20 protein-coding genes and 5 tRNA genes are annotated in these 26,501 nt (G+C 41.4%); 6 read left to right on the top strand and 19 right to left on the bottom strand.

Features of this window, described 5'->3' with window-relative positions; translation table 11 throughout:
- Positions 1-2: 2 nt before the first annotated feature.
- Both AC2IOM_RS08750 and AC2IOM_RS08745 read right to left on the bottom strand, forming a co-directional pair.
- Positions 3-2,327: an ATP-binding protein gene (locus AC2IOM_RS08750; RefSeq protein WP_486358134.1), complete on the bottom strand. Its 2,325-nt coding sequence runs from the start codon at positions 2,325-2,327 to the stop codon at positions 3-5.
- Between the two features lie 41 nt (positions 2,328-2,368).
- The gene (locus tag AC2IOM_RS08745; RefSeq protein WP_486358133.1) at positions 2,369-4,177 is read right to left on the bottom strand and encodes a type 1 glutamine amidotransferase family protein; all 1,809 of its coding nucleotides are present in this window, start codon (positions 4,175-4,177) and stop codon (positions 2,369-2,371) included.
- Between the two features lie 283 nt (positions 4,178-4,460).
- On the opposite strand from AC2IOM_RS08745, the gene AC2IOM_RS08740 reads away from it, so the two are divergent.
- From AC2IOM_RS08740 to AC2IOM_RS08725, 4 genes are all read left to right on the top strand, one after another.
- Entirely contained in the window at positions 4,461-5,054 is a 594-nt protein-coding gene (locus AC2IOM_RS08740) for a DUF2726 domain-containing protein (RefSeq protein ID WP_010559613.1), read from the top strand.
- Positions 5,055-5,188: 134 nt separating this feature from the next.
- Positions 5,189-5,899 (top strand): 5'-methylthioadenosine/S-adenosylhomocysteine nucleosidase, encoded by a 711-nt coding sequence (gene mtnN, locus AC2IOM_RS08735; RefSeq protein ID WP_054981341.1) that lies wholly within the window; start codon positions 5,189-5,191, stop codon positions 5,897-5,899.
- A complete protein-coding gene (locus tag AC2IOM_RS08730) occupies positions 5,900-6,853 on the top strand; it encodes a cobalamin biosynthesis protein (protein WP_486358132.1) in 954 nt (317 codons plus the stop codon).
- Positions 6,831-7,661: a cobalamin-binding protein gene (locus tag AC2IOM_RS08725; RefSeq protein WP_486358131.1), complete on the top strand. Its 831-nt coding sequence runs from the start codon at positions 6,831-6,833 to the stop codon at positions 7,659-7,661. Before AC2IOM_RS08730 ends, AC2IOM_RS08725 begins: the two co-directional genes overlap by 23 nt.
- On the opposite strand, the gene AC2IOM_RS08720 is transcribed toward AC2IOM_RS08725, so the two are convergent.
- Together AC2IOM_RS08720 and tyrS are read right to left on the bottom strand one after the other, a co-directional pair.
- Entirely contained in the window at positions 7,662-8,165 is a 504-nt protein-coding gene (locus AC2IOM_RS08720) for a methylated-DNA--[protein]-cysteine S-methyltransferase (RefSeq protein WP_486358130.1), read from the bottom strand.
- 29 nt (positions 8,166-8,194) lie between these two features.
- Positions 8,195-9,394, bottom strand: a complete 1,200-nt coding sequence (gene tyrS / locus AC2IOM_RS08715; RefSeq protein ID WP_486358129.1) for a tyrosine--tRNA ligase — start codon at positions 9,392-9,394, stop codon at positions 8,195-8,197.
- A gap of 186 nt (positions 9,395-9,580) precedes the next feature.
- Between tyrS and AC2IOM_RS08710 the strand changes: the two genes are divergently transcribed.
- Positions 9,581-10,897, top strand: coding sequence for a peptidoglycan DD-metalloendopeptidase family protein (locus tag AC2IOM_RS08710; protein ID WP_138634505.1), 1,317 nt, complete (start codon positions 9,581-9,583; stop codon positions 10,895-10,897).
- Between the two features lie 80 nt (positions 10,898-10,977).
- The gene (locus AC2IOM_RS08705; RefSeq protein WP_486358128.1) at positions 10,978-13,173 is read left to right on the top strand and encodes a DUF6351 family protein; all 2,196 of its coding nucleotides are present in this window, start codon (positions 10,978-10,980) and stop codon (positions 13,171-13,173) included.
- 212 nt (positions 13,174-13,385) lie between these two features.
- Here AC2IOM_RS08705 and AC2IOM_RS08700 read toward each other — a convergent pair whose 3' ends face one another.
- The 15 genes from AC2IOM_RS08700 to AC2IOM_RS08630 form a co-directional block, all read right to left on the bottom strand.
- Complete coding sequence (locus AC2IOM_RS08700) at positions 13,386-14,516, bottom strand: sodium ion-translocating decarboxylase subunit beta (protein WP_100913811.1); 1,131 nt, start codon at positions 14,514-14,516, stop codon at positions 13,386-13,388.
- Between the two features lie 16 nt (positions 14,517-14,532).
- Positions 14,533-16,323: a sodium-extruding oxaloacetate decarboxylase subunit alpha gene (oadA, locus tag AC2IOM_RS08695; RefSeq protein ID WP_486358127.1), complete on the bottom strand. Its 1,791-nt coding sequence runs from the start codon at positions 16,321-16,323 to the stop codon at positions 14,533-14,535.
- A gap of 17 nt (positions 16,324-16,340) precedes the next feature.
- Positions 16,341-16,577, bottom strand: a complete 237-nt coding sequence (locus tag AC2IOM_RS08690) for an OadG family protein (RefSeq protein WP_105171778.1) — start codon at positions 16,575-16,577, stop codon at positions 16,341-16,343.
- Between the two features lie 1,025 nt (positions 16,578-17,602).
- Positions 17,603-17,679 (bottom strand) — tRNA-Arg (locus tag AC2IOM_RS08685).
- A gap of 193 nt (positions 17,680-17,872) precedes the next feature.
- Positions 17,873-17,949, bottom strand: a tRNA-Arg gene (locus AC2IOM_RS08680).
- 59 nt (positions 17,950-18,008) lie between these two features.
- Positions 18,009-18,085: transfer RNA gene (locus tag AC2IOM_RS08675), tRNA-Arg, on the bottom strand.
- Positions 18,086-18,143: 58 nt separating this feature from the next.
- A tRNA-Arg gene (locus AC2IOM_RS08670) sits at positions 18,144-18,220 on the bottom strand.
- A gap of 10 nt (positions 18,221-18,230) precedes the next feature.
- Positions 18,231-18,323 (bottom strand) — tRNA-Ser (locus AC2IOM_RS08665).
- A 169-nt stretch (positions 18,324-18,492) separates the two neighbouring features.
- Entirely contained in the window at positions 18,493-20,313 is a 1,821-nt protein-coding gene (locus AC2IOM_RS08660) for a DUF885 domain-containing protein (protein ID WP_486358126.1), read from the bottom strand.
- Positions 20,314-20,430: 117 nt separating this feature from the next.
- Positions 20,431-20,622, bottom strand: a complete 192-nt coding sequence (gene csrA / locus AC2IOM_RS08655) for a carbon storage regulator CsrA (protein WP_010559600.1) — start codon at positions 20,620-20,622, stop codon at positions 20,431-20,433.
- An 82-nt stretch (positions 20,623-20,704) separates the two neighbouring features.
- The gene (locus tag AC2IOM_RS08650; protein WP_105171779.1) at positions 20,705-21,919 is read right to left on the bottom strand and encodes an aspartate kinase; all 1,215 of its coding nucleotides are present in this window, start codon (positions 21,917-21,919) and stop codon (positions 20,705-20,707) included.
- A 2-nt stretch (positions 21,920-21,921) separates the two neighbouring features.
- Positions 21,922-24,522 carry an alanine--tRNA ligase gene (gene alaS, locus AC2IOM_RS08645; RefSeq protein WP_395388202.1) on the bottom strand — a complete coding sequence of 867 codons (2,601 nt, stop codon included), beginning with the start codon at positions 24,520-24,522 and terminating at the stop codon, positions 21,922-21,924.
- Between the two features lie 8 nt (positions 24,523-24,530).
- Entirely contained in the window at positions 24,531-24,995 is a 465-nt protein-coding gene (locus tag AC2IOM_RS08640; RefSeq protein ID WP_395388203.1) for a regulatory protein RecX, read from the bottom strand.
- Positions 24,995-25,810 carry a BPSS1780 family membrane protein gene (locus AC2IOM_RS08635; protein WP_486358125.1) on the bottom strand — a complete coding sequence of 272 codons (816 nt, stop codon included), beginning with the start codon at positions 25,808-25,810 and terminating at the stop codon, positions 24,995-24,997. Before AC2IOM_RS08635 ends, AC2IOM_RS08640 begins: the two co-directional genes overlap by 1 nt.
- A 68-nt stretch (positions 25,811-25,878) precedes the next feature.
- On the bottom strand, positions 25,879-26,487 hold the full coding sequence (locus AC2IOM_RS08630) for a GTP cyclohydrolase II (protein ID WP_010559595.1): 609 nt from the start codon (positions 26,485-26,487) through the stop codon (positions 25,879-25,881).
- Positions 26,488-26,501: the final 14 nt, after the last annotated feature.

Here is a 26,501-nt window from a genome sequence, read left to right as displayed (position 1 = left end):
AGTTAATCAGCTAAATCCAATACTTGATGAAGGGCTTTAAGCCCTTTTTCTATATCTGAAACTAACTCAATCAACCACTGTGCTAATTGACTATCCTCAGCAGTCTCAGCATTGTCTTCCATTCGCTTTGCGAGCTGTTGCACTACTTTTAAAGCCACTGAGCCTGCCGCACCTTTTAGTTTATGGGCAACTGACTTGTATTCGCTGTACTGCTTATGCTCAAGGGCTTGTTCCAACTCTTTTAAGTAATTTGGCCATAGCTTTTCAAACAACTGCACACCACGTAAGAAAGACTGAGCGCCCATAGACTCAACAAAATCTTCTAATGTTTCAACATCTAGTAATTCACTATCCTGTGTTGTAATCAGCGTAGACTTTTTATCGTGACTCTTATCTTCTACTTCAACCTCTTTGGTTGAATGAGGGAATAACTCTGCAAGTACTCCATCAAGCTTTCGCGTATTAATCGGCTTAGCCAATGACCCTTGCATAGTAACACCTGCTAAATCTTCCTCAGCGCGGCGCACATTTGCAGTTAATGCAACTAATGGTAAATGGTCAAACTCTTCACGTGAACGTACAATTCGCGCCACTTGGTCGCCATTAATGTCGGGCAACTGCATATCGAGCAGCACTAAATCTAAATCATCTTCGGTTTCGATGAACGAAAGTGCATCTTCACCTGTTTCCGCCCAAATCACATCATGCCCACGCTGCTCTAGCAAGTTAATTGCGATATCTGCGTTAAGCGGCACATCTTCTACTAATAATATATTTAGTGGACGCCCATCATAAACTTGTTGCACTGGCTGCTCGGTTAATACCAATGGAATTTCAATATTAAAGGTACTGCCCTCTCCCACACTACTATCAACGTGAATATCGCCTTCCATAGCCAAAATAAGTGCACGTGACACCGCTAAGCCAATTCCAGAGCCAAGTGCATTGCCCCCTGATAAATCAGGTACTTTATAGTATAAATCGAAGATTCGGCTTAACTCGTCCTTGGCGATACCAATACCTGTGTCGCTCACACTAATTTCGAGATAAGACGTGTGACCGCGATAAACACGTTTACAATCGAGAGTGACGGTTCCGTGCTGCGTAAACTTCACCGCATTATTAATAAGATTCCACAATACCTGGCGTAAACGGGTCGGGTCGATTTCCACATGTACATCAAACACGCCGTCTTGGTGTACTTTAAATTCAAGATCTTTCTGTTGCGCGATTAAGCCGCCAAAATTAAAGATGTCATTGAGAAAATCAGCAAGATTGACGCTCTCACATGCTATGTCTAATTGCTCTCGATCCACCTTATCGAGGTCGATTATGTCGTTGAATATATTGCCAAGGGTTTCTGCACTCGAAAATACTGTGTTACACCAGCTACGCTGATCATCGTTTAACTCAGTATCAAGTAGCATGCGAGTTAAACCAACAATACCATTAAGCGGTGTACGCAACTCGTGGCTCAGGGTTGCAATAAATTTACCCTTGTCTTTATATGCAGTTTCGAGATCTTGCTCTGCGCGCTTACGCGATGTGATATCTCGACCAAAACCCAGCAGGCCTATGTATTCGTTATTTGGATTAAAGAACGGCACCTTACGCATTTCAAACCAGCGTAATTCTTTATTAACTTGGCAACTTACATCTAGCGTGACAGAAACATGGTTTTGTTGAACTTCGTTGTCGGTATTAAGTACCGATGGTGTTAACCCTTTGCCAAAAATATCATCCGCGCGACGTCCAATAAGTTGATCCGACGACAACCCCATCACCTCTTCAAACATTCTGTTGCAACCTGCAAAACGGCCTGAGTTATCGCGGTAATAAAATAAGTCGGGAGATGAATCCACAATTGAGCGCAACAACACTTCTTGCTCATCTAGCTCTTGTTGTGTGCGTTTACGTTCAGCAATTTCTCGGCGCAACTCTTCAATCGCTCGGCGCTTTGCTTGGAATGCCAATTTTCTGTCGTCAATTTCATTATTTAAACGACGAATGTTTTCTTTTAGGCTTTGGTTAAGTAGCTTTTCTTGTTTGGTCGCACTTTCAATATAGTGATTGGAGGCGCTCAATTGATGGTTAATATCAAAGATAGAAATGATAAATAATGGCGCTAGAATTGCGGCAAATACCAACATGCCCACAACTTCCAACCAAGGCACTTCGCCTAACGAGATATAGTAATAAGTGCAGGCTACCGCTAACGCAATCAGTTGAATTAAAACAAAAATGACCGCCCCAGCTTTACCTGTGCCAAGGCGGTCAATTAATCGGTTAAGGGCGATTACCCAAAAGCTTGAAAGTGAGCTATTCATAATATGTAACTATAGTTCAAGTTATAGCTCACCACGTAAAGTTATAGGTTTGGTGAAACCGTCAGCTTATTTGCGACTTGCGAAAGCGAACATACTCTAAACTCGCCGCCACGTACTTTAGCTACGCCTAAGCGTGCCAATGCTGAACTGCTTTGTGCAATTGATAAACTAACGTCTTGCTCATTAATTCGGTCGTTGCCAAGTGCCTGCTTAGCACCTGTTTGACACATCATTTCGTTCAACTTAAAGAAGTTGTTGCGTGATAGCGCCTGTGCTGAAGTTACTTGTGGCTGAGACCCATTTAACTGAGTTGCATACTTCCAACTTGGGAACTCCACCGAAACGCCACCGCTGCGCATTGCAATATGATCACCATGTGTGAAGTAGTGACTTGTAAACTCGCGTACACCACCTTCATTATTTTCTCTGTTTACTTCAAACAACCACATACCGCCAGAGCCAATCACTTCTAGCTCAAGGTTATTGTCTTGATTGGTAACAACGACAGCTGTTTTATCATCTAAACCAAATATACGCTGATTATCACTGAATAGTGCTGCATGTAGGCCGCGTAATTGTTTACCTCGTTTCGATACTTGAGTGTCAACAATACCAAACGGTAGTAATGGTAGAATTGGTGATTCAACAACTGTAAAGTCACGTTCGCTTTCAAGTGCAATACAATCAGCACCTAAGCTACATGCGTCATGGCCAGATGCGAAAGACATAGGCACAATCGTATTAATTTCATTAACAGCGCCCGCCAAAATGCTAAGTGGTTTTCTAGCATTGGTGATCGCATTTACACTGCCGCCTTCAACCGCCACTAACACTTCATTTTTATTAAACATATCAATGATTTTCGTAAGCGATTCACTAGGTGCACCGGTTGGCGTGTAAAACGCGTGGTAACTTAATAGCGGGCTACCATCAGCAATATAAATCGCATCCATTCGCTTGATTGTGTCAATTAATGGCGACGACTTTTTACATTCGCTTACTTGCTGACGATATAAATCTGGGTAAAGTACTTCACGGCGAAAGCTCGCTAAACGCTTTATTTGGAATTCTTCTAGACTATCGCAAGACGACTTTTCATATTCTTTTGCCGTAATAGCCGTTTGCATTGCTGCATCAATTGGCAACCAAGTCGCTTCAAATCCAATTTGCTCGAACAATCCTAGGTAATAGTCAACGCGTGCATATGGGTCGCGATCTGTGCCTGTTACTACAGCAATACGCGGTTTGCGCTTAGGTCCTGAAATTTCAACACTTAAATCAAATAACTTTTGGTAAGCAAGTGTTGCCTCTAAGTTTGTGCTTTGCGCCCAGTTAACTTCGGTTTTTTTGCGTTTAGAGCGACTTTCAGCCTGCTTTTGCTCTAACAAATCGAACAAGTTGCGCTTTTCAAATTCGTACAAGCTCTGCCAAATATCACGACCCGAAACTGTTTCTGTGCCAACTTCAATTGATACACCACGCAGCGCTCTCACAAACTGGCGCTCAGTTAGTGTTTTGTTCTCAAACTTAGGTTTTACCGCTTTTAGAATATCAGCAACTTGTTTCTTTAACTCTTCTTGTTCAGTCCAAGCATACTCAGAAACCCGTAACAGTGCTTCATCGGTAATATCAAAAATTGCTTTTTGTTTTACATCATCGGAAAACGATTCTTTACCCTCTTTAGTACAGAAACGTTGATTTTCACTGGAACAAACCTTAAGGTCGTCTGAGAGCATAAGCAATGTGTTAGCCGAAACAGCCGCCACGGGTGTGAACGCAACAAAAGAAGTTGCGATTATTGAACTAACAAAAGTTTGTACGTTCTTACTAAACGTTTTTTTATTTGTCATTTTAAACAAGCAAAGTCGAGCGAAGCGCATAAGTAACACCATTTATTGTTATTTTATTGCGTCAATCTAGATACCGAACAGAGCGAGTCGGCAAACCCCAAATTCGAATGAGCACAACGGAATCTTGAATTTTACCCAGTATCTGCGCGAGTAACAAGTAGTAGCGCTGTTAAGCCAACAAAATTCCCATAAAACCTATTAGACGTAGTAATAAAGTTTTGGCACTTTTATTGCTTAATTCATTTTGAAAAAGTTTGCGTCAAAGTTTTGATTTGGAGTATCTATGGAACTTGTTTCGTTATTAATTCTAGTGTTAGTGGTTATGGCGGCGTTTGTTGCGTCAAAATTTACCCATTCGGGAAATCCTTACCCGTTTACACAAAAAAAATCGTTATTTACTCAGGTAGAAACGGCGTTTTTAAATTTGCTGGAAAAAGCGATTGGCTCTGACTACAAAATTGTAAGTCGCGTTAGGTTGGTTGATATTTTAGATTTTCAACCGGGCACCGATGACAAGTCACGTCGCAGTGCACTTGCTAAAGCGCAAAATAAACAGCTTGATTACGTATTATTGGATAAGGAAAGCTTGAAGATTGTTGCAGCAATCGACTTAGTCAATAATGCTAGTAAAAATGGTCACAAAGCGAAAAAAGACTGGTTTGTAAATGGCGCGTTAGAATCTGCCGGTGTACCGCTTATTCGCATAAAAGTTAAAACAGGTTACAAGCCACAGGAAGTAAGACAGGCCATTTTATTTAAATTGGGTAAACAAGTAACCAATTCTAAACCACCTATTCGAAAAGCAACCAGTAAACCTACGGCAGTGTTGTCTCCGTCACAGGTTAAGTCGCAGTCAACGGCTCTGGCACAAGTTTAATTTTTTACAGCGTGTTGTTCTTTCCGTCCTAACAACCCGCATATTGCGGGTTTTATTTTGTCTGTGAATTTATTAGTAACCTAGCTATAATTCCGCCATATTTTATTTATTCCCTATAAATAGGCGTAACCATTATGAAAATCGGTATTATTGGCGCAATGGAGCCAGAAGTAGCTATTTTAAAAGCTGCGATTGAAAACACTAAAATTACTGAGCGCGGTAGCTTCACGTTTTACCAAGGTCAACTTGCTGATCAAGACGTTATTTTAGTTCAATCTGGTATTGGTAAAGTGGCTTCGGCACTCGCTACTACGCTAATGATTGAGTTGTTCGCACCAGATTGCATTATCAACACTGGTTCTGCAGGTGGTTTTGAGCAAAGCCTGAACGTTGGCGATGTGGTTATTTCAAGTGAAGTGCGTCATCACGATGTTGATGTTACTGCTTTTGGTTATGAAATGGGTCAAGTACCACAAATGCCACCAGCGTTTATTGCACATAAAACACTTGTAGAAAATGCTGAGAAAGCGATTGCTGAAATGTCGAAAGGCATTAAAACAATGGTTGGCCAAATTTGTACCGGTGATTCATTTATGTGTGATCCTGTGCGCATTGACAAAACACGCGAACAATTTCCAAATATGTTAGCGGTTGAAATGGAAGGTGCAGCAATTGCACAAGTATGTCATCAGCTAAATACACCATTTGTAGTGATTCGCTCGCTGTCAGATATTGCTGGTAAAGAATCACCAGAATCATTCGAGTCTTATTTAGTGAAAGCATCAGAAAACTCATCAGAGATGGTGATTGCACTGTTAAAGAATCTAAAGCAGGTCTCGCTGTAAGTGGCATTTGAGCTGCCATTTTTTTCAACCGGCGCATGGCAAACAATATTGCTTGCGCTGGTTAGCTCACTATTAGTTATCCCCTCGCAATATCACCCCACTCCGCTTTTTCGCCTACTGATAAGCAAAATGGCTGGGCGTATTTATGATGCAAACGCATCGAATGTGTACGCGTCCTTTTCTTCCTTATTACTAAGTTGTTTAATTGTGGGCTGCGTCGCAATCTTGGCGATTGGCATCACAAGCTTTGCACAATACCCCGTTGCGTTTGAGTTGTTAATCTTATTTTTACTGATCAACAATCCTTACAGTAACGCTAAATTAAAACGCGCAGCATGGCTATTAACACAACAACAAAAGCCCGTGGTACGTGATATTTTAAGCCAGTTTTTACGTCGTGATAGTAACAACTTATCAGAGTCTGGATTAATAAAGGCAATCATTGAACACCAAAGTTTAAGCTATTTTCGCCACTTTTTTTTGCCGCTTATTCTTTATTACTGCTTGGGTTTTAACGCGGCACTTATTTATTGCCTATTTTTACATTGTGCCAATGTATTTTCTAAAACTGCGCCACCAGATAGCCAGTTCAGTAACGCAACCAACGCCATTATTTATTACTTAGAATTTTTACCGATTAGGCTTTTTTGCTTGCCTTTACTGCTTAAACCTAAAACCCAAGGTTTTCATTACTTAGCGCTATTTGTAGATAATGGTTATCAAAAAAACTCGTGTTTTTTGCTTGCTTGTCTTAGTGGATATCTTGGCGTACAACTTGGTGGTCCTGCTTTTTACTCTGGTAAGCGCTACAGCAAAACACGCATCGGACCTAAAACACTGCCACAGCAAAAAGCAATTAAACAAGCGAAAAACGCACTGATGTTTGCCAGTGCATTTTGGCTTTGCCTTATTCTTTTCTTGGAAATTATTTATGCCGCGACTAACCATCTCTAAGCTTATATTTGTTTTTACTTTATTGTTAAGCTTACCGCTTTCAGCGACGCCTAAACGCATTGCATCACTTGCCCCCCATTTAACTGAGTGGACATACTCGCTAGGATTAGGTGAAAATATTGTCGCCGTAAGCAGTTACAGTGATTTTCCTGAAGATGCAAAAAAGCACCCAGAAATAGCCGATGCTAATGGTATTAACTTAGCCAAATTAGTTGAGTTAAACCCAGATCTTGTACTGGTCTGGCGCTCTAACGCTAAACTTGGCCAAATTGAGAAAATGAAAAAGCTGGGTTTAAATGTGTTTATTTCCAACCCACATACTTTAGAAGATATAGAAAACGAAGTACTTGCGCTGGGCGAAACATTAAACGCCAAAAACAAAGCTATTGACTACACATCACAATTTAAGCATGAGATTAACGAGTTAAAAACGCGCTATCAAAAAGAAAAGCCTGCCACTGCATTTTTTCAACTCTGGCATACACCGATTATGACAGCCAATAAACATACTTTGGTTAATCAAATTTTTGACATCTGCGGCCTAAGCAATGTATTTGCCGACAGCTCGGTTAATTACCCAACCGTTAATAAAGAGCAGGTCATGTTAAAACAGCCAGAATTTATTGTGATTTCAGAAATGGATGAAGACAACACACAAGCAAAAATTTGGCGTGATATGAATTCAATTCCAGCGGTTAAAAAAGGTCAAATAATAAAACTCAACCCTGATCACTTACACCGCTACACCAATCGAGTGCTTATTGCCGCAAATGAGTTATGCGAAAAGGTCAGCGCCTTTCAAAACTAACTAACCCCCCTCAATTTCGAGTAATCGCTTTTTCGCGGCTAAACCACCTGCGTAACCCGTTAGCTTGCCATTGCTGCCAATAATACGGTGGCATGGCACAATTATCGAAACTGCGTTAGCACCATTGGCATTCGCAACTGCGCGCACGGCACTTGGCATATTAAGCTTTGTTGCCAATTCACCGTAGCTTTGCGTTTGACCATAGCCTATTGTTTGTAACCCTTGCCAAACTAACTTTTGAAAGTAAGTGCCCACCAACTTTAAAGGGATTGAAAATTGTGTTAATTCGCCTGCAAAGTAAGCTTCTAGTTGATTTATAACCTGCTGGTTAAAATCACTGTTTGCGCAAACAAACTCTGCGCTTAACCCTTTCGCTAAGCGACTATCAACAGTACTGCGGGCTTTTCGCTCTTGCCAGTCACACAAACATAATTGCTCATCAATCGAGCCTATTAGTAATTTGCCTACAGGGCTTAAATATTCGGTCGTTAGTATTTTAGACATATAAAAAAGCCCACTTTCGTGGGCTCTCATTAATTAACAGTTACTTTAGCGAACTTACGCTTACCAACTTGGTAAACTTCCGTTGTGCCAGCTTCAATCAACATTTTGCTGTCTGAAACTTTTTCTTTCGCGTTAATCTTTACCGCACCTTGCTTGATCATGCGAATTGCTTCAGATGTACTTGCCACAAGGCCAACTTCTTTTAGTAAGCTTGCAATGGTTAGTTCGCCATCTACAGTGATCGTTACTTCTGGAATATCATCCGGCAACGCATTCTTTTGGAAACGCTTAATGAAATCTTGGTGCGCACCTTCAGCTGCTTCTTCTGAATGGAAGCGTGCAATCATCTCTTTCGCGAATTCAATTTTGATATCACGTGGATTTGTGCCATTTGCTACCTTTTCTTTCAGTGCATCAATTTCTTCAATGCTTAATGCGCTAAGTAGCTCGTAGTAACGCCACATTAGATCATCTGAAATCGACATTACTTTACCAAACATATCGTTTGGTTCATCAGTAATACCAATATAGTTACCTAATGACTTAGACATCTTTTGAACGCCGTCAGTACCTTCAAGTAAAGGCATCATTAATACGGTTTGTGGTTTTTGACCTTCGTCTTTTTGTAGCTCACGACCCATTAGCAAGTTAAAACGCTGATCGGTACCACCGAGTTCAACATCTGCTTCTAGTGCAACTGAATCCCAACCTTGTACCAATGGGTATAGGAACTCGTGAATAGCAATTGACTGACCACCTGCATAACGCTTTTTGAAATCGTCACGCTCTAACATACGCGCAACCGTTTGACGCGCAGCTAGTTTGATCATACCTGCTGCACCTAGGTTCTCCATCCACTGTGAGTTGAATGCAACCGTAGTTTTCGCAGGGTCTAAAATTTTAAATACTTGCTCTTTGTATGTTTCAGCATTAGCAAGTACATCGTCACGAGTAAGTGGCTTACGCGTTACATTTTTACCTGTAGGGTCACCAATCATGCCCGTGAAATCACCAATCAAAAAGATAACTTCGTGACCTAAGTCTTGGAAAGTTTTCATTTTATTGATTAACACAGTATGGCCTAAGTGAAGATCCGGTGCCGTTGGATCGAAGCCTGCTTTAATTTTTAATTTTTTACCTGACTTTAATTTTTCAACTAACTCATCTTCTATCAGGATCTCTTCAGCGCCACGCTTTATTTCTGCTAACGCTGCTTGGATATCAGCCATGTATTTCTCCATTCGAAAAAGCACGTTGTCGCACTTTTGCAAAAAATTCATTTTTAAGATAACAATTTCTTGATTCTACCCTATATTCTGGTCACTTTAAATGCACAAAACACTGGCGCTACAGGTGATATAAGGTTATTCTGATTTTATTCACTTTTATTTAATTAATGTAGCAAAAGGCACATTATGGTTTTGCAAGTACAAAAACTACCGAAAAAACATAAATTGTTGCTCGCTGGGGTAGTTACATTTATTTCCGCATTGGTGCTGCTACCCTCTGAGAAGGCGAGCGCATCAAGGCATACAAATCATGATGCGCTAGAAATTGGCAAGCGTTATGAATTAGCAATTGAAGTAGAAAAGTTAGAACAAGAAGCTGTTACCGCCAAAGCAGAAGAGGTGTTGCCAGAAGTAACACTTAATTTTAAAGAGTTCAAAGTTAAAAAAGGCGATAACCTAGCTAAAATATTTAAACGCGCAGGTTTTTCGGCTTCCACACTTCATAAAATAGTTAATGCCAACAAACTCAATAAACAGTTAACTAAAATTCATCCTGGTGACTCATTATTTTTCGCAGCTAATGAAAACAACGAACTAATTCAGTTAAACTATCAAATTAGCCGCACAGAAACTTTGGTCGTTAAACTTAATGACGATCAAACCATTAGTTCTAGCCTAGACAAAAAAGCAATTGAAAAACGCACTGATTACGCGTCGGGCACGATTGATTCAAGTTTTTGGAACGCAGGTCTTAGCGCTGGTCTAAATGAAAAACAAATTATTAGCTTTGCCAATATTTTTGGTTGGGATATCGACTTTGCCAACGATCTTCGTAAAGGCGATTCGTTTACTCTGATCTATGAAAACCACTACGTTGATGGTGAGTTTATTGGTACCGGTAAAATTCTTGCCGCTGAATTCGTTAACCAAGGCGAAAGCTATGCCGCGGTGCGTCATACCGATGATAATTTCTATACCCCTGAAGGGCGTAGCTTACGTAAAGCATTTTTACGCGCTCCTGTTAACTTTAGATATATAAGTTCAAACTTCAACCCACGTCGCAAGCACCCTGTTACAGGCCGAGTTAAAGCGCACCGCGGTATCGATTACGCAGCGAAAACTGGCACACCTGTGGTTGCAGCGGGTAACGGTACTGTGATTAAAGCGGGTTACAATAAATACAATGGTAACTATGTATTTATTCGTCATGGTCAACAATATGTGACTAAGTACTTACACCTGCATAAACGCAAGGTAAAACGCGGCGAAAAAGTTAAACAAGGTGAACTAATCGGTACTGTTGGGGCAACCGGTCGCGTTACTGGCGCTCACTTACATTATGAGTTTTTAGTTAACGGTGTACACCGTAATCCACGAACAGTTAAGTTACCAAAGGCACAATCACTGCCTAAATCTGAACTTGCTAATTTCAGGCCATACGCGCAAGAGATGCTTGTAAGTTTACAGAAAAACAGAGAGTTACAGCTCGCATTAGCAAAATAGAATAATAAGGCACCTAACGGTGCCTTATTCGTTCTAACAGAGCAAAAATCTTCTGCCTATACTTAATGCAGGAGGTAGTTATGTTGTTACTTGTGCTTATTAAACGCTTAATGCTGATCACCTTTTGCTCTTTATTGTTAACGTGTACGCCTGTGCCCCATTCACAGTTTCGCGTACTGAATACCGCTCCCGAACAGCAATCTAATCGCATAAATGTCACTAATCACCTTCGCACGACCCCACGCCCGGCTGATAATACTCAATACCCCATTGCGCTCGGTGATGTTGGGCCGATAAAGCCTCTTTACGCCGGTAGCAATCGCTATCCATTCTCATGTGATACTGTTCGCTCAGGGCTTGGACAGCCCTTAGTCGATAATCAACAAGCGCTCGGCACTGCGGTTTTCAGAGAAAATCCAGACGGCAGCTTAAGCAACACCGTTATTGGCTACAGCAAAGACTGTTTAGTGCCCTCAACATTGCGCTACTTTGTAGTGAACTTAAACGGCGAAAGTGAAGAAATTACCGATTCTTCATCCCTTGATAAACATCAATTCGATAGCAATCAACAACTCGTTAGGTTAGAGCAAGGCACGATAAATCGACATATTTATACCATTGCAATGCCAATCAAAAAAACGGAATTTAACACTTGGCGAACAAGCTCTCTTTGGAACAAAAAACTTATTTATCAATTTGCTGGCGGTGTTGGTATTGGCTTTCGCCAAGGCAAAGTAAATCCTAAAAAACTATTACAGCGGCGCTTTAGCCAACTACATAACGGCTATGCAGTGATCACCTCAAGCGCCAACAAAACCAGCTACACTTATAATATGCTGCTTGCCGAAGACACAGCATGGCGGGTAAAAAAACAATTTGAAGCACTTTATGGCAAACCCATTTACACCGTTGGCATTGGTGGCTCAGGTGGCGGTTTGGCACAGTACTTAATTGCACAAAATAGCCCTGGTTTAATTGATGCAGCCATACCGCTCTATTCCTACCCAGATATGGTGTCACAAACGATTTATGCCCTTGATTGCGATTTATTCAATACCTATTACCACTTTAAAAGTGATTTAGCTAACTGGGATAACAGTGACAAAAAACGTGCAATTGAAGGTTTAAACAATGCCGAGATTGAACATAAATCTTGGTTTTATACGCCGATAAATCAATTTCTCACTGGTAAGGCGTTTTATCGCCCTAAAATATATAGCGAGTGTGTGCATGGCTACTTTGGGCTAAGCAGTCTTGTTAATAATCCCGCACAAGGCTTTCTAAAGCCTATATTTAGCCAAACGGTTAATCACCAAACTAACTGGAGTTATTGGCAAGATTTGGCCTTAATAACACAAGCACCTAATGCTGCAACAAGTGCACCCGCTCTTTGGGATAACCAAGGGGTTCAATATGGCTTAAATGGCCTTAAACAAGGCAGTTTATCAGCGACTGAGTTTTTGCATTTAAACTATCATATTGGTGGGTGGAAAGCACAAGCAGAGCAGCGCCCTGAACAACTACTGTTTTTTCCATTTGTAAAAACCCCTATTTGGCTTACACAGTGGAGCCGGCACAATATTTATGTTGCAGGAAAAAAGCCAGCCAAGCGTACGGTGGCGAACCTAGCAGCCGTAAGACAAGCTTATCGCTATGGTCAAGTGTATTTGGGATTTAACAGCATACCTACAATCGATATTCATCACTACCTCGAAGATCAGCTTGATATGCACCATATCTCTACGTCATTTGCCACGCGACTTAGAATCTTAAAACAACAAGGGCATCTCAAAAACCACCGTATTTGGATTGCTGATAAGCACTACACACCGCTCAATGAAGCTTTTTCTGTTATTGATAAATGGCTGACTACTCAGCATGCACCAGATGATTCAAGCGATCGCTGTTTTAATAAGTCGGGTGAGATAATCGCGCAAGGTGAAAATGTATGGCACGGAGATTGGAATAATCAGCCAGAAGGTGCATGTACAAAACATTTTCCCATTTATACTAATTCACGAATTCAAGCCGGCGGGCCATTTTCTGGCAGTATTTTTAAATGTCAGCGTATTGCTGTAGAAAAAGCGATAGCAAACGGAGTGTATGCGCCCATCGATATGACGCCGTACCTTGCTGAACTAAAGCGCACTTTTCCCGATGGTGTGTGTGATTACGATAAACCTGATTTAGGTAATCCGTTTAACGTACTAAATGATAAATCAGACTTACCACCATTGAAATCATCACAAGTGGCCAAATCCAACGGGCGATCTTAGCCGTTTGTTGATCTGAAAAGCGTACACCTGATTTCTCAATTAGGGGAATAATCACTATTAACGCCACAAAAAGCGCAATCAACAAAATAAAAACATTCATTAAAACGATCCAATGTATAAGCTTTATGAGTGATTGTACCGAGAAAAGTGAAGATAAAAAAGCGGCCGAGTTAACGGCCGCAAAATGAGCTGGTTGAGCTCTACGATGAAACTTATCCCACCATGGCAAGTAATATACCGGCAGCAACTGCACTGCCTAATACGCCTGCCACATTTGGACCCATTGCATGCATTAGTAAAAAGTTATGTGGGTTTGCTTCTAAACCAACTTTGTTAACAACACGTGCAGCCATTGGTACTGCAGATACGCCCGCCGCACCAACTAATGGATTGATAGGTGTTTTACTGAATTTATTCATTGCCTTTGCCATCAGAACACCTGAACCCGTACCAATACCAAACGCCACCGCGCCAAGTGCTAAGATACCTAAGGTTTCAACTGTTAAAAACTGATCAGCCGCAAGCTTTGAACCAACAGCCAAGCCAAGGAATATGGTTGTAATATTAATCAGCTCGTTTTGCGCGGTTTTACTCAAACGATCCACCACACCTGACTCACGCATTAAATTACCTAAGCAGAACATACCCACAAGTGGTGCAGCTGCTGGCAAGAACATGGCAATAAGCACTAGCACTAATAATGGAAATATCACTTTTTCCGCTTTGCTAACGTGGCGTAACTGTGGCATTTCAATATTGCGTTCTTCTTCTGTGGTAAACAACTTCATTATTGGCGGCTGAATAATCGGCACTAACGCCATATAAGAATACGCAGCAACAGCAATTGCACCCAATAGATCAGGGGCAAGTTTAGACGCTAAGAAGATAGCCGTTGGACCATCTGCACCACCAATAATGGCAATTGCCGATGCATCTTGTAGCGTAAATTCAAAACCTGGAATGTAGTTTAAGAAAATCGCGCCAAATAATGTAGCAAAAATTCCAAATTGTGCCGCTGCACCTAACAGCAACATTTTAGGGTTAGCAATCAATGCACTAAAGTCAGTAAGCGCGCCTACGCCCATAAAAATAAGCAGCGGGAACACCCCTGAATCAATACCAATTTTATACACGTAGTACAGCAATCCACCGGCTTCTGATAAACCAGCGAGTGGAATGTTGGTTAAGATTGCCCCAAAGCCAATTGGCACCAATAACAATGGCTCAAAGTTGCGTACAATTGCGAGATACAGCAACAGTGCGCCAACCAGCATCATAATCAGCTGAGGAAGTTCTAAGTTGGCAATACCCGTGGCTTGCCATAAGGTTATTAAGCTTTCCATTACAACTCTCCAACCTTTACGCTAACGACAATAAAGGTTCGCCAGTTGCAACTGAATCCCCTTCAGATACAAATATTTCTGCGATAGTGCCATCTTTAGCCGCACGAACTTCAGTTTCCATTTTCATGGCTTCCATAATGATCACAACGTCGCCTTTCGCCACTTGTTGACCAGGCTTGGCATTCACTTTAAAAATATTGCCAGACAGCGGAGAATTTAGCGTTTCGGCAGCATCAACAGAGGTTGATTGCGGTAATACATCAGTATGTTGACTCGATGCACTTGGTGCTGGTTGAATATTGGTAAGTTCACCGCTTGGGGCAACACTTACTGCATACACTTTGCCATCAACACTGATGCTGTAATGCTCTGTTTTGCCACTTGGTTTTGGCGCGGGTACCTGCTCAGTAGGCAGTGGCTCATTACTTGGTGCTGGCTCAAACGCCTCAGGATTATTGCGATTTTTCAGATATTTCAGACCAATTTGCGGAAATAATGCATACGTTAATACATCATCAATCACATCATCGGCTAAATCTAATTTATCTTTTTGTGCAATTTCATCAAGCTCTTGCTCTAATTTACTGAGTTCTGGTTCAATTTGATCTGCAGGGCGACACGTGATTGGCTCTGCGCCATCAAGTACACGCTCTTGCAATTCTTTATTTACGGGCGCAGGGGTAGAACCGTACTCGCCTTTAAGCACACCAGCGGTCTCTTTGGTGATCGACTTGTAACGTTCACCGGTTAAAACATTTAACACTGCTTGGGTACCAACAATTTGCGATGTAGGTGTAACAAGCGGTAAAAAGCCAAGATCTTCACGCACTTTAGGAATTTCCAACAATACATCGTCTAACTTATCGTCAGCGCCTTGTTCTTTAAGCTGATTTTCCATATTTGTTAACATACCACCTGGCACTTGCGCTAACAAAATACGGCCATCAACACCTTTCAGGCTGCCTTCAAACTTAGCGTATTTCTTGCGTACGTCTCTAAAGTACGCAGCAATTTCTTCCAGTAAGTTCATATCAAGGCCGGTTGCACGGTTAGTATTCTCTACGATAGATACAATTGTTTCAGTAGCGCTGTGGCCATAGGTCATACTCATGCTTGAGATTGCGGTATCTAGCATATCAATACCAGCATCAATCGCCTTTTGATACGTTGCGGTGCTTAGTCCGGTAGTTGCGTGGCATTGCATTGCGATTGGTACAGCAACAGTCTCTTTTAAGCCGGTAATTAGTTTTTCTGCATCGTATGGATTAAGCAGACCCGCCATATCTTTAATACAAATAGAATGAACACCTAAATCTTCCAATTGTTTTGCTTGATCAAGCCACATTTGCAGGTTGTGCACAGGGCTAACTGTGTATGAGATTGTACCTTGTGCGTGTGCACCTACTTTTACCGCTGATTTAATAGCGGTTTCTAAATTACGCACATCATTCATTGCATCAAAAATACGAAAAACGTCGACACCGTTTTTATGTGCTCGTTCAACAAAACGCTCTACCACATCGTCAGCATAATGACGGTAACCTAATAAGTTTTGACCACGAAGCAACATTTGCTGTTTGGTATTCGGCATTGCCGCTTTTAACGCACGAATGCGGTGCCAAGGATCTTCACCTAAATAACGAATACAGGCGTCAAACGTCGCCCCGCCCCACGATTCCATTGACCAATAACCTACTTTATCCAGCTTTTCAGCAATTGGTAACATATCTTCTAAGCGTAAACGGGTCGCGAGTAATGACTGGTGTGCATCGCGCAGTACTAATTCGGTTAATTTTAGTTGTGACATGATTTGGCCCCTTCTTATTATTGCTTTTCGCGGTATTGCTTAACTGCCGCGGCAATCGCAGCTACGTGGCTTGTTGGTACTTGATTCCCAGATAATTTAACTGGATTTGGCGTTACCTCAGGCGTTTGAAAATTCGCAAGTACTTTAGACATTGCTTTGATGGTAAAGATCAGTATCGTCAAAAAGACAAATACCACCACCATACCTGTTAACATTAAAACAGCCGCCTCTAACAGCAATCCTGATACGTCCATTCCCCACCTCAATCAAGAATTTTTAGTTAAATATTTTTAATAACTATTCAAAATTGGTAATCAATATTGATCACTTAAACTTAGTTGTCAATTGGTAAAACCAATTCACAACACTATACATTATTAAACACTCCATTAACAATAGGCTAAAAAGATGACAAACATGAGCTTATTTCATGACTTATTTTGCCCCATGATTAGTCATGCTTAACAAGCTAGGCAATAGAAATTAAACACCTAGCGTTATAATCAAATCAATCTATTCGGAATGAGTTATTCTAGAAATAACACATGAAATTGGTAAGACCAATTTTTATGTTCTAACTTATACTGTTCGATAAGAATGGTTATTCAAATTCAAAGTACACTTTACGTTAACGTAAAGTAACAATGAAAAGCGTTTGAAAATAGGCAATTTAGCCAGATACGTTTGTAGCTAGACTGAGATTTGAGATTTGAGATTTGAGATTTGAGATTTGAGATTTGAGATTTGAGATTTGAGAAAGAGAATAACTAAATTTCACATATCGGCAACTGCTTCAATTTGGTAATTGCTTCCTAAAGCAAATGGTCGACGCGGGACTTATTTACCTAAAAGAATGAACCTCCGACCGCCTGGTTCGTAGCTAGGTACTCTATCCAGCAGGGCTACGCGTTCGCAATATGTCTTAGTGTTTAAAACTAACTTTGATGCTTACGAACCTTGTTCGTTGCCAACTCGAACTAGGTATAAATAGGTAATGAAATTTAGGCACAAAAAACCGACGCTCAATGGTTGATGTCACTTCAGAAGAAGTTGCGGACGCGGGACTTGTTTACCTAAAAGAGTGAACCTCCGACCGGCTGGTTCGTAGCTAGGTATTCTATCCAGCTGAGCTACACGTACACAGTATGCTTTAGTTTTTACATCTAACACTGATGTTTACAAACCGTGTTCGTAGCCAACTCGATCTAGGTATAAATAAGTAATGAAATTTAGGCACAAAAAAACCGACTTTCGTCGGTTGATATCACTTCATAAGAAGTGGCGGACGCGGGAGGATTCGAACCTCCGACCGCCTGGTTCGTAGCCAGGTACTCTATCCAGCTGAGCTACGCGTCCGCAGTATGCTTTAGTTTTTACATCTCACTCTGATGTTTACGAACCTTGTTCGTAGCCAACCTAAATAACCTATCCAGTTGTGCATCGAGTTTGTTGTATGCTTAGTGTTTACATCTCACTCTGATGTTTGTTTCCATTAAATCATAGAGACAAAAAAACCGACGTTTGTCGGTTGATGTCACTTCAAAAGAAGTGGCGGACGCGGGAGGATTCGAACCTCCGACCGCCTGGTTCGTAGCCAGGTACTCTATCCAGCTGAGCTACGCGTCCGCGATATTTCTAATTTTACATCTTAGCCGATGACTATTTATTTAACCACTTTAGTAAAGTGGCGGACGCGGGAGGATTCGAACCTCCGACCGCCTGGTTCGTAGCCAGGTACTCTATCCAGCTGAGCTACGCGTCCGTATATTTCTAACTTTACATCTTAGTCGATGACTATTTATTTAACCACTTTAGTAAAGTGGCGGACGCGGGAGGATTCGAACCTCCGACCGCCTGGTTCGTAGCCAGGTACTCTATCCAGCTGAGCTACGCGTCCGTACAAGACATGGCGGAGAAGGAGGGATTCGAACCCTCGATAGGGCTACAAACCCTATACTCCCTTAGCAGGGGAGCGCCTTCGGCCACTCGGCCACCTCTCCGTCTTGTGGGTGCGTATATTAAAGCCTATTGAAAATAAGTCAAACAATTTTAGTCATATTTTTTCTGTTCGTTCACAGAATATGCAGTTTGCTTATTTTTGTAGCTAAGGCGGCTATAATATACAAGTTTTTGTCTTAAGTAGCAGCCGAAACTGCTACTTAAATTTGCCTATTTTACACTTTCAATCCAGCTATCTAGTTTAGCTTCTAGAATCGGCATTGGCAGTGCACCATCAATTAGAATTTGTGTATGGAACGCTTTAATATCAAATTTGTCACCAAGCGCGGCTTTTGCTTTTTCACGAAGCTCGCGGATTTTAAATTCACCCAACTTATATGATAGCGCTTGACCAGGCCAACCGATATAACGCTCAACTTCTGAAATAATGTCACTTTCAGCCATAGATGAATTTGCTTTCATGTATTCAATACCCTGCTCACGTGTCCAACCTTTGGCATGGAAACCGGTATCTAATACCAAACGCATCGCACGTAATTGCTCATCAACTAAACGTCCGTACCACATGTAAGGGTCAGTAAATAAACCAAGTTCTTTACCTAAGCTTTCAGCATACAGTGCCCAGCCTTCAGCAAACACGGTGTAGCCACCAAACTTTCTAAAGCGTGGTAAACCTTCCACTTCTTGTTGTAGTGCAATTTGGAAATGGTGACCAGGCGCTGCCTCGTGAATAGAGAGCGTTTCAAGTAAAAACTTAGGCTGCGCTTTTAGGTTATGTGTATTGATGTAAAACACACCCGGTCTTGAACCATCTGGTGCTGGGGCTTGGTAAGAAGCACCCGCAGCAGACGCCGCTCTAAATGCTTCTACTGGTTTAACTACGTAATCTGCCTTAGGCGCGATATCGAAGAGTTTTGGCAACTGAGCATCAATCTTAACTTTTACATCTTCATACGCTTTTACAAGGTCTTCAGGCTTATCATAGTAGAATTCATCGCTATCACGTAAATGAACAAAAAATGCGGCTAAATCACCTTCAAAACCAACGGCTTCTTTTACGCCTTTCATTTCATTTAAAATGCGCTCTACTTCACTCAAACCTATTTCGTGAATTTCGTCGGCATTTAAATCAAGCGTGGTGTGTTGCTTAATTAAGAACTCGTACCAAGCTTTACCATTTGGTAAATTTGCATAGCCTACTTTCTCGTTTGCAGCTGGAATGTATTCTTGCTCTAAGAATTTAGCCATTTTTGCGTATGCTGGTACCAGCGTGTTCAGAATAAGCGCTTGATAGTCTTCTTCGATTTGCGCTTTATCTTTTGCAGAAATACTGTCTGGCATTTCAGCCACAGGCATCCAAAAAACACTTTGCGTATGATCCGTTACAACGTGCGCTTGGAATTGTGGCAGTAGTTTTTTGGCTAGTACTTGCGGCAAAGTCACATTTTGCTTAATGCCTTCGCGCATATTTGCTTCAACACTTTCAAGCCAAGTCACAAAACCATTTGCACGGCCAATAAAATCGTCAAACTGGGCTTTAGTAGAAAACGGTTGCGCACTTTTGCCCGAGCCAAGGCTGGCAAAGGTATTATGCTGACCCGCCATTTGATCAATGGGAATTAAGTAACTAGGGAATTGCTCTGCTTCAAGTGATAGTGCTAAATCACGCTTGAAAATTTGATAACTTAGTAGGTCTTGCCCTGTTAATTTTGATGCGTTAATTTCAGCAAGTTTAGCCTGATACTTTTTAGTAAATGCAGTGGCTTTTGCTCTATTCTCTGCATTAATTGCCGGGCTCCACTGATTATTGTACTGAGACTCACCGACATAAGTACCTGACACAGGTGAAAATGCTAACGCTTCATCGAAGTAAGTTTCTACCAGTTGATTTAGTTTTTGATTTTCTGAGACTTGAGCTGATTGCTCTGCTGCCGCTTGTTCGGCTGATGTTTTTTGTGTAGTTGTTTGCGTATCCATACAGCCTGTTAGTGCAAGGCCTACAGCAAACGCGAGAGAAGTTTGTTTGATCATAGCGTTCTGTCTGATTGTTAAAATTGTATACATCATATCAGCCCACAAGGCTCTGACAATACAATAAAAACAAAAAAAGCCAGCATAAAATGCTGGCTCTTAAAATTCTGCTTTAAACTATTCGTTGCCTGGTTCAGCACCTGCTTTCTCAGCTTGAATACGCATATAAATTTCTTCACGATGTACTGAAACATCTTTTGGTGCATTAACACCGATACGTACTTGATTTCCTTTTACGCCAAGTACAGTAACTGTAACTTCATCCCCAATCATTAGGGTTTCACCTACGCGACGAGTCAAAATTAGCATTCTTTGCTCCTAAATATCCAAAGTTTAAAGATTCCGTATCAATTCCATTTTACATGAATATTATTCAAAAAGTTAGAAACTTTTACTGGTCTAAAGAAAAAGCACTATGTAAAGCTCTAACTCCCAATTCTAGGTACTTCTCATCTACTAAAACTGAGACTTTTATCTCTGACGTTGAAATAAGTTGAACGTTAATATTTTCATTCGCTAATGCACGAAATAGCCTTCCTGCTACCCCAGCATTAGATTTCATTCCTATGCCAACTATAGAAATCTTAGCAACAGTTTCATTAACTGTAACTGAATCCGCATTAAGAGTTGTAAGATTTTGTTTAATTAACTTTTCTGCCAACTGCGAATCGACTGCATGTACAGTTAAAGCATAGCCGACTTTATCGCCTTTGCAGGAAAAATTACTGATCATGTCAATTTCTATATTATTATCAGAGAATACTTCTAATAATTCAGCGAGTTGTTCAGGCGTATTATCCAAATTATGCACTTTAATTAGTACTTCATCTTTACTAAACGCGATGCCTGAAACTACTTTAGAATTCATAGGGTTTTCCTCATAACTAATCAGTGTTCCGTGATCCGGCTCAAATGTTGAAAGCACACGTAAAGGTAGGTTATGCCTACCAGCAGCTTCCACTGAACGAATTTGCAGTACTTTTGCACCTAAGCTAGCAAGCTCCAGCATTTCTTCAAAGGTAACGTAGTCCATTCGTTTTGCTTTTGGCTCAACTCGTGGATCGGTTGTATAAACACCATTTACATCAGTATAAATTTGGCATTCATCCGCGTTAATTGCTGCTGCTACTTCTACCGCTGTGGTATCTGTGCCTCCGCGGCCAAGCGTGGTGATATTTCCTTCAATGTCACGCCCTTGAAATCCCGCAAGGATCACAATGCGACCTTGCTCAAGCTCTTGATTCAAACGCTTTGGCGGGATCATCTGAATACGCGCTTTACCAAATAGATTATCCGTCATAATACCTGCTTGATCCGCAAGTAAGCTAATCGCAGAATGACCACGTTTGATAATCGCCATGGCAAGAAGCGCCACTGAAACTTGTTCACCAGTAGTTAGCAGTACATCGAGTTCGCGAGAACTTGGACTGGAGTCAATTTGATTTGCGAGGTTAATTAAGCGGTTGGTTTCGCCGGACATTGCCGACACCACTACGACAATTTGATGCCCTTGCTGTTTAGAACGTACAACAAGGTCAGCGACAGCTTCAATACGCTCTATAGAACCAACTGAAGTGCCGCCAAATTTTTTAACTAATAACGCCAAGTTTAAGCGCGCTCACTCACCCAAGCGTTTACACTTTCAAGTGCCGAGCTTAAGTTTTCAGGTTGTGAACCGCCTGCTTGTGCCATATCTGGACGACCGCCACCTTTACCGCCAACTTGCGATGCCATGTGGTTTACAAGCTCACCCGCTTTGAACTGGCCCGTTAAGTCTTTTGTTACACCCGCAATTAGGCTTACTTTGTCGCCATTTGCAACACCTAACGCGATAATGCCAGAACCGAGTTTGTTCTTAAGATCATCAACCATGCCACGTAGCGCTTTAGACTCAGTGCCCTCAACGTTAGCAACGAGTAACTTAACACCATTAACGTCTACAACCGCATCAAGTAATGACGCGCCCGCAGCACTTGCAAGCTTATCGTTAAGTTGCGCAATTTCTTTTTCAAGACCCTTCGCACGCTCAACTAGCGCAGACACTTTATCTAACACATTGTTGCCATCGCCTTTCACTAACGCAGCGATTGCAGACAGGGTTTCTGCTTGTTTGTTAATATATGCAACGGCACCTTCACCCGTAACGGCTTCAATACGACGTACACCAGCTGCAATACCACCTTCCGACACAATCTTGAATAGACCAATGTCGCCAGTGCGCTTAACGTGCGTACCACCACATAGCTCAATTGAGAAATCACCAATGCTCACTACGCGTACTTCATCATCGTATTTTTCACCAAATAATGCCATTGCGCCTTTTTCTTTCGCAGCGTCAATTGCCATTAATTCAGTGTTTAGATCGATGTTTTTACGGATCTCTAGGTTCACCATATCTTCAATGCGTTGTAACTCTTCTTTTGTTACTGCTTCAAAGTGTGAAAAGTCAAAACGTAAACGCTCAGGATCATTTAATGAACCTTTTTGTGTTACATGATCGCCAAGCACTACACGAAGCGCTTCGTGTAATAAGTGCGTTGCTGTGTGATTTTTCTTGGTGTTATCACGACGCGATGCATCAACTTGCGCATCAACGCGATCGTTGATACCAATGCGGCCAACTACCTTACCTTTGTGCGCAAATGCATTACCAAGCTTAGTCGTGTCTTCAACAAGAAATTCGCCATTAGCAACTTTTAAAACACCTGTGTCGCCAACCTGACCACCACTTTCAGCATAGAAAGGTGTGCGGTCAAGTACAACAATACCTTGTTGACCATCTTCTAATACAGATACGGCATCCGCACCGCTAAATAGCTCAACCACAGTACCTGTATACTGCTCGCTATCGTAGCCTTTAAATTCAGTGGTTTTCTCTGACTTTAATTGGTCGTTGTAATCAGCGCCAAATTTACCCGCTTGTTGCGCTTGTTTACGTTGCACTTCCATTGCTTCTTGGAAGCCACGCTCATCAATTGTCATAAAGCGTTCACGCGCAACGTCAGCGGTTAAATCAGCTGGGAAACCATAAGTATCGTAAAGCTTAAATACAAGATCACCTGGGATCACGTCACCTTTAAGATCTTTTAAGCTTTCTTCTAGAATTGCTAGACCACGGTCAAGAGTTTTACCGAATTGCTCTTCTTCAATACGAAGTACTTTTTCGATAATCGCTTGTTGCTTGATTAGCTCTGGGTACGCTTCACCCATTTCAGTTGCAAGTGCCGCAACTAACTTATGGAAGAAGGTTTCAGTTGCACCTAATTTATTACCGTGACGCACTGCACGACGAATAATACGACGTAAAACATAACCACGACCTTCGTTTGACGGCATCACACCATCGGCAATTAAAAACGCACACGAACGAATATGGTCTGCAATAACGCGTAATGATTTATCTTCTAAATCTTGCGCATTAGTCACTGAAGCCGCAGCTTTAATTAAATTTTGGAAAATATCGATTTCGTAGTTTGAGTGAACGCCCTGCATAATCGCAGAGATACGCTCAAGGCCCATACCTGTATCAACAGATTGGCTCGGTAATGGTTCCATTGTTCCGTCAGCGTGACGGTTGTATTGCATAAATACTAGGTTCCAGATTTCGATAAAGCGGTCACCGTCTTCTTCTGGACTGCCCGGAGGACCACCCCAAATTTCTTCACCGTGATCGTAGAAAATTTCAGAACATGGACCACACGGGCCTGTATCACCCATCGACCAGAAGTTATCAGCCGTATCGATGCGAATAATCTTGTCTTCAGCAAGTCCCATCTCTTTGTGCCAGATATCAAACGCTTCATCATCGGTGTGATAAACCGTTACTAACAGCTTGTCTTTTGGTAACTTGATTACATCCGTTAAGAACTGCCATGCAAACTTAATTGCATCTTGCTTAAAGTAGTTACCAAAGCTGAAGTTACCCAGCATTTCAAAGAAGGTGTGGTGACGTGCAGTATAACCTACGTTTTCTAAATCATTGTGCTTACCACCGGCACGTACACAGCGCTGTGAACTCGTTGCACGGTTGTATGGACGGCGCTCACCGCCTAGAAATACATCTTTAAACTGCACCATACCGGCATTGGTAAATAGTAAAGTAGGATCGTTACCTGGTACCAATGAACTTGATGGCACCACTTGGTGTTGTTCTGATGCGAAATAATTTAGAAACGCGTTGCGGATTTCCGCGGTCGTCATATGCTGCATGCTACCTCTCATTCGTTTGACGGACTTGTTTGCATTGCAAATTCAATTTGTTCATGATTAAAACCTCGATAACTCATATAGCGAATGCGCTTCGCTTTTTCTTTAAAATCGAGGGAACTACTTGTATAAGCGAATTTCTTATTATATGCGGATTGGGCCTGCAGATACCAGTCTATTTCTAATTCTTCGACAATAGTTTGTACTAGGTCTGCATTAACCCCTTTTTGATACGCTTCATTTTTAATACGCATCAATCCTAAACCTTTATTTATCTGGCGTCGTACGAAGCTTTCAGCGTAACGCACGTCATCAATAAAGCCATACTCTTCACACCATGCAATTAGCTCTTCAATAAACCCTGAATCTTCACAACGGCTAGTTAATTTTTTGGCGATTTGTGCTTTGGAATACTCTTGTCGAGACAATAACCAAAGCACATAATTTTTTAATTTTGCTTGTTCTTTTTCGGTCATTAAGCATCAAATCTATCGTGATTATCACTCGGGGTGTCGTCACTGTTTTGCGGTTTTGTTTGCTCAACCATGGCTGACATAAACATCGCTTGAAAAGACACAAAAAATCCAGCGTAAAGAATAGGTAAAATGAATAACAGTGGAATAAACGACAAAAACGCTGCAAATAAGATAAGCCCTGTTGAAATTGCACCAAATACACCCAGTGCTGCCATATTGTGCCAAAACACTAATAGACTTGCTTTAATACACTCTAAAATGCTGTTGTTTTTAGAAAAGTAAACCAATGGAATGGTGAAAGCAAAACACATGGTATAGAGCGAATAAGCCGCAACCAAAACAATAATATTAGATATTTGAATGCTATCAATCACCTGCTGTGCGTGCAGTTGCACTAAATCAACATTCTGTGACTCTACTGCCTGCAAATAAGCATTAATTGGTTCGCTCAGGCCTTGGAACAGGGTAGTCGTTAAAAGGGCTAATATAAAACCACCAAACAGGTGATATAACCCTAAGCGAAATAGCATTAAACGGCGCCCTGCTTCGCTAAATACATCAAACAGATCGGTAAACGCAATTTGCTTACCTTGCTGACGATTGAGCATGGCACGATAAAAGCCTGCAGTAAAAAATGGCATTGCAAGCGCGGCTGGTAATTGAAAAATAGGCGCCACCAAAGCAATTAACGACAACACACCAATAAACAAGTGCATTAAAATAAAGGTACCCGGCTGAGCTTTGAATAACTCCCACCCTGCCTTAAACCAATTTAGTCCTGCTTTCGCCTTAAAAATACGTATTTCTACTGCCATTTTATTTTCTTATAAATGAAAACGCTCCATAAAATGGAGCGTTAATAAATCAACACGATATGCCTATGCTACTTTTTTACTTGCGTTAAATCCAGCATATGTGAACCACGTGAAACTTTTGCAGCCAAATAGGCTTCGTTTCCATCTTTTACGTGCGCAGAAGTGCCTACTTGCTCTGCAACTTCAATACCCGCTTCTGTCAATTCTTTGATCTTGCGTGGATTGTTCGTCATCAATTTTACTTTATCTACACCCAATGCAGTGAGCATTAAGGCCGCATCTCTAAATTCACGTAAATCGTCGGCAAACCCTAAATGATTATTCGCTTCATAGGTATTCATACCTTGCGATTGCAGTACGTATGCATCAATTTTATTGTATAAACCAATACCACGACCTTCTTGGCGAAGGTATAAAATAATTCCGCCTTGTTGGTGCATAGTATGAATGCACTCTTCAAGTTGTTCGCCACAATCACAACGTGATGAATGAAACACATCACCGGTTAAACATTCTGAGTGCATACGCACTAACGGGTTGTGTTCTTTATCCGCATTGTTAAAAATTAAAGCAACATGCTCTTCACCATCTAGCAAACCATGAAATGAGACGATTTCTGCAGGGATGTTACTTTCTTTGCCAACTTTGAGCTGGACTCTTGCTCTTACTTCAGCCACGACATTTCCAACGA

The organism is Pseudoalteromonas sp. NS-SX12, assembly GCF_057367955.1.
The sequence above is the reverse complement of the archived record's forward strand: the minus strand, read 5'-3'. Positions and strand labels throughout refer to the sequence as shown.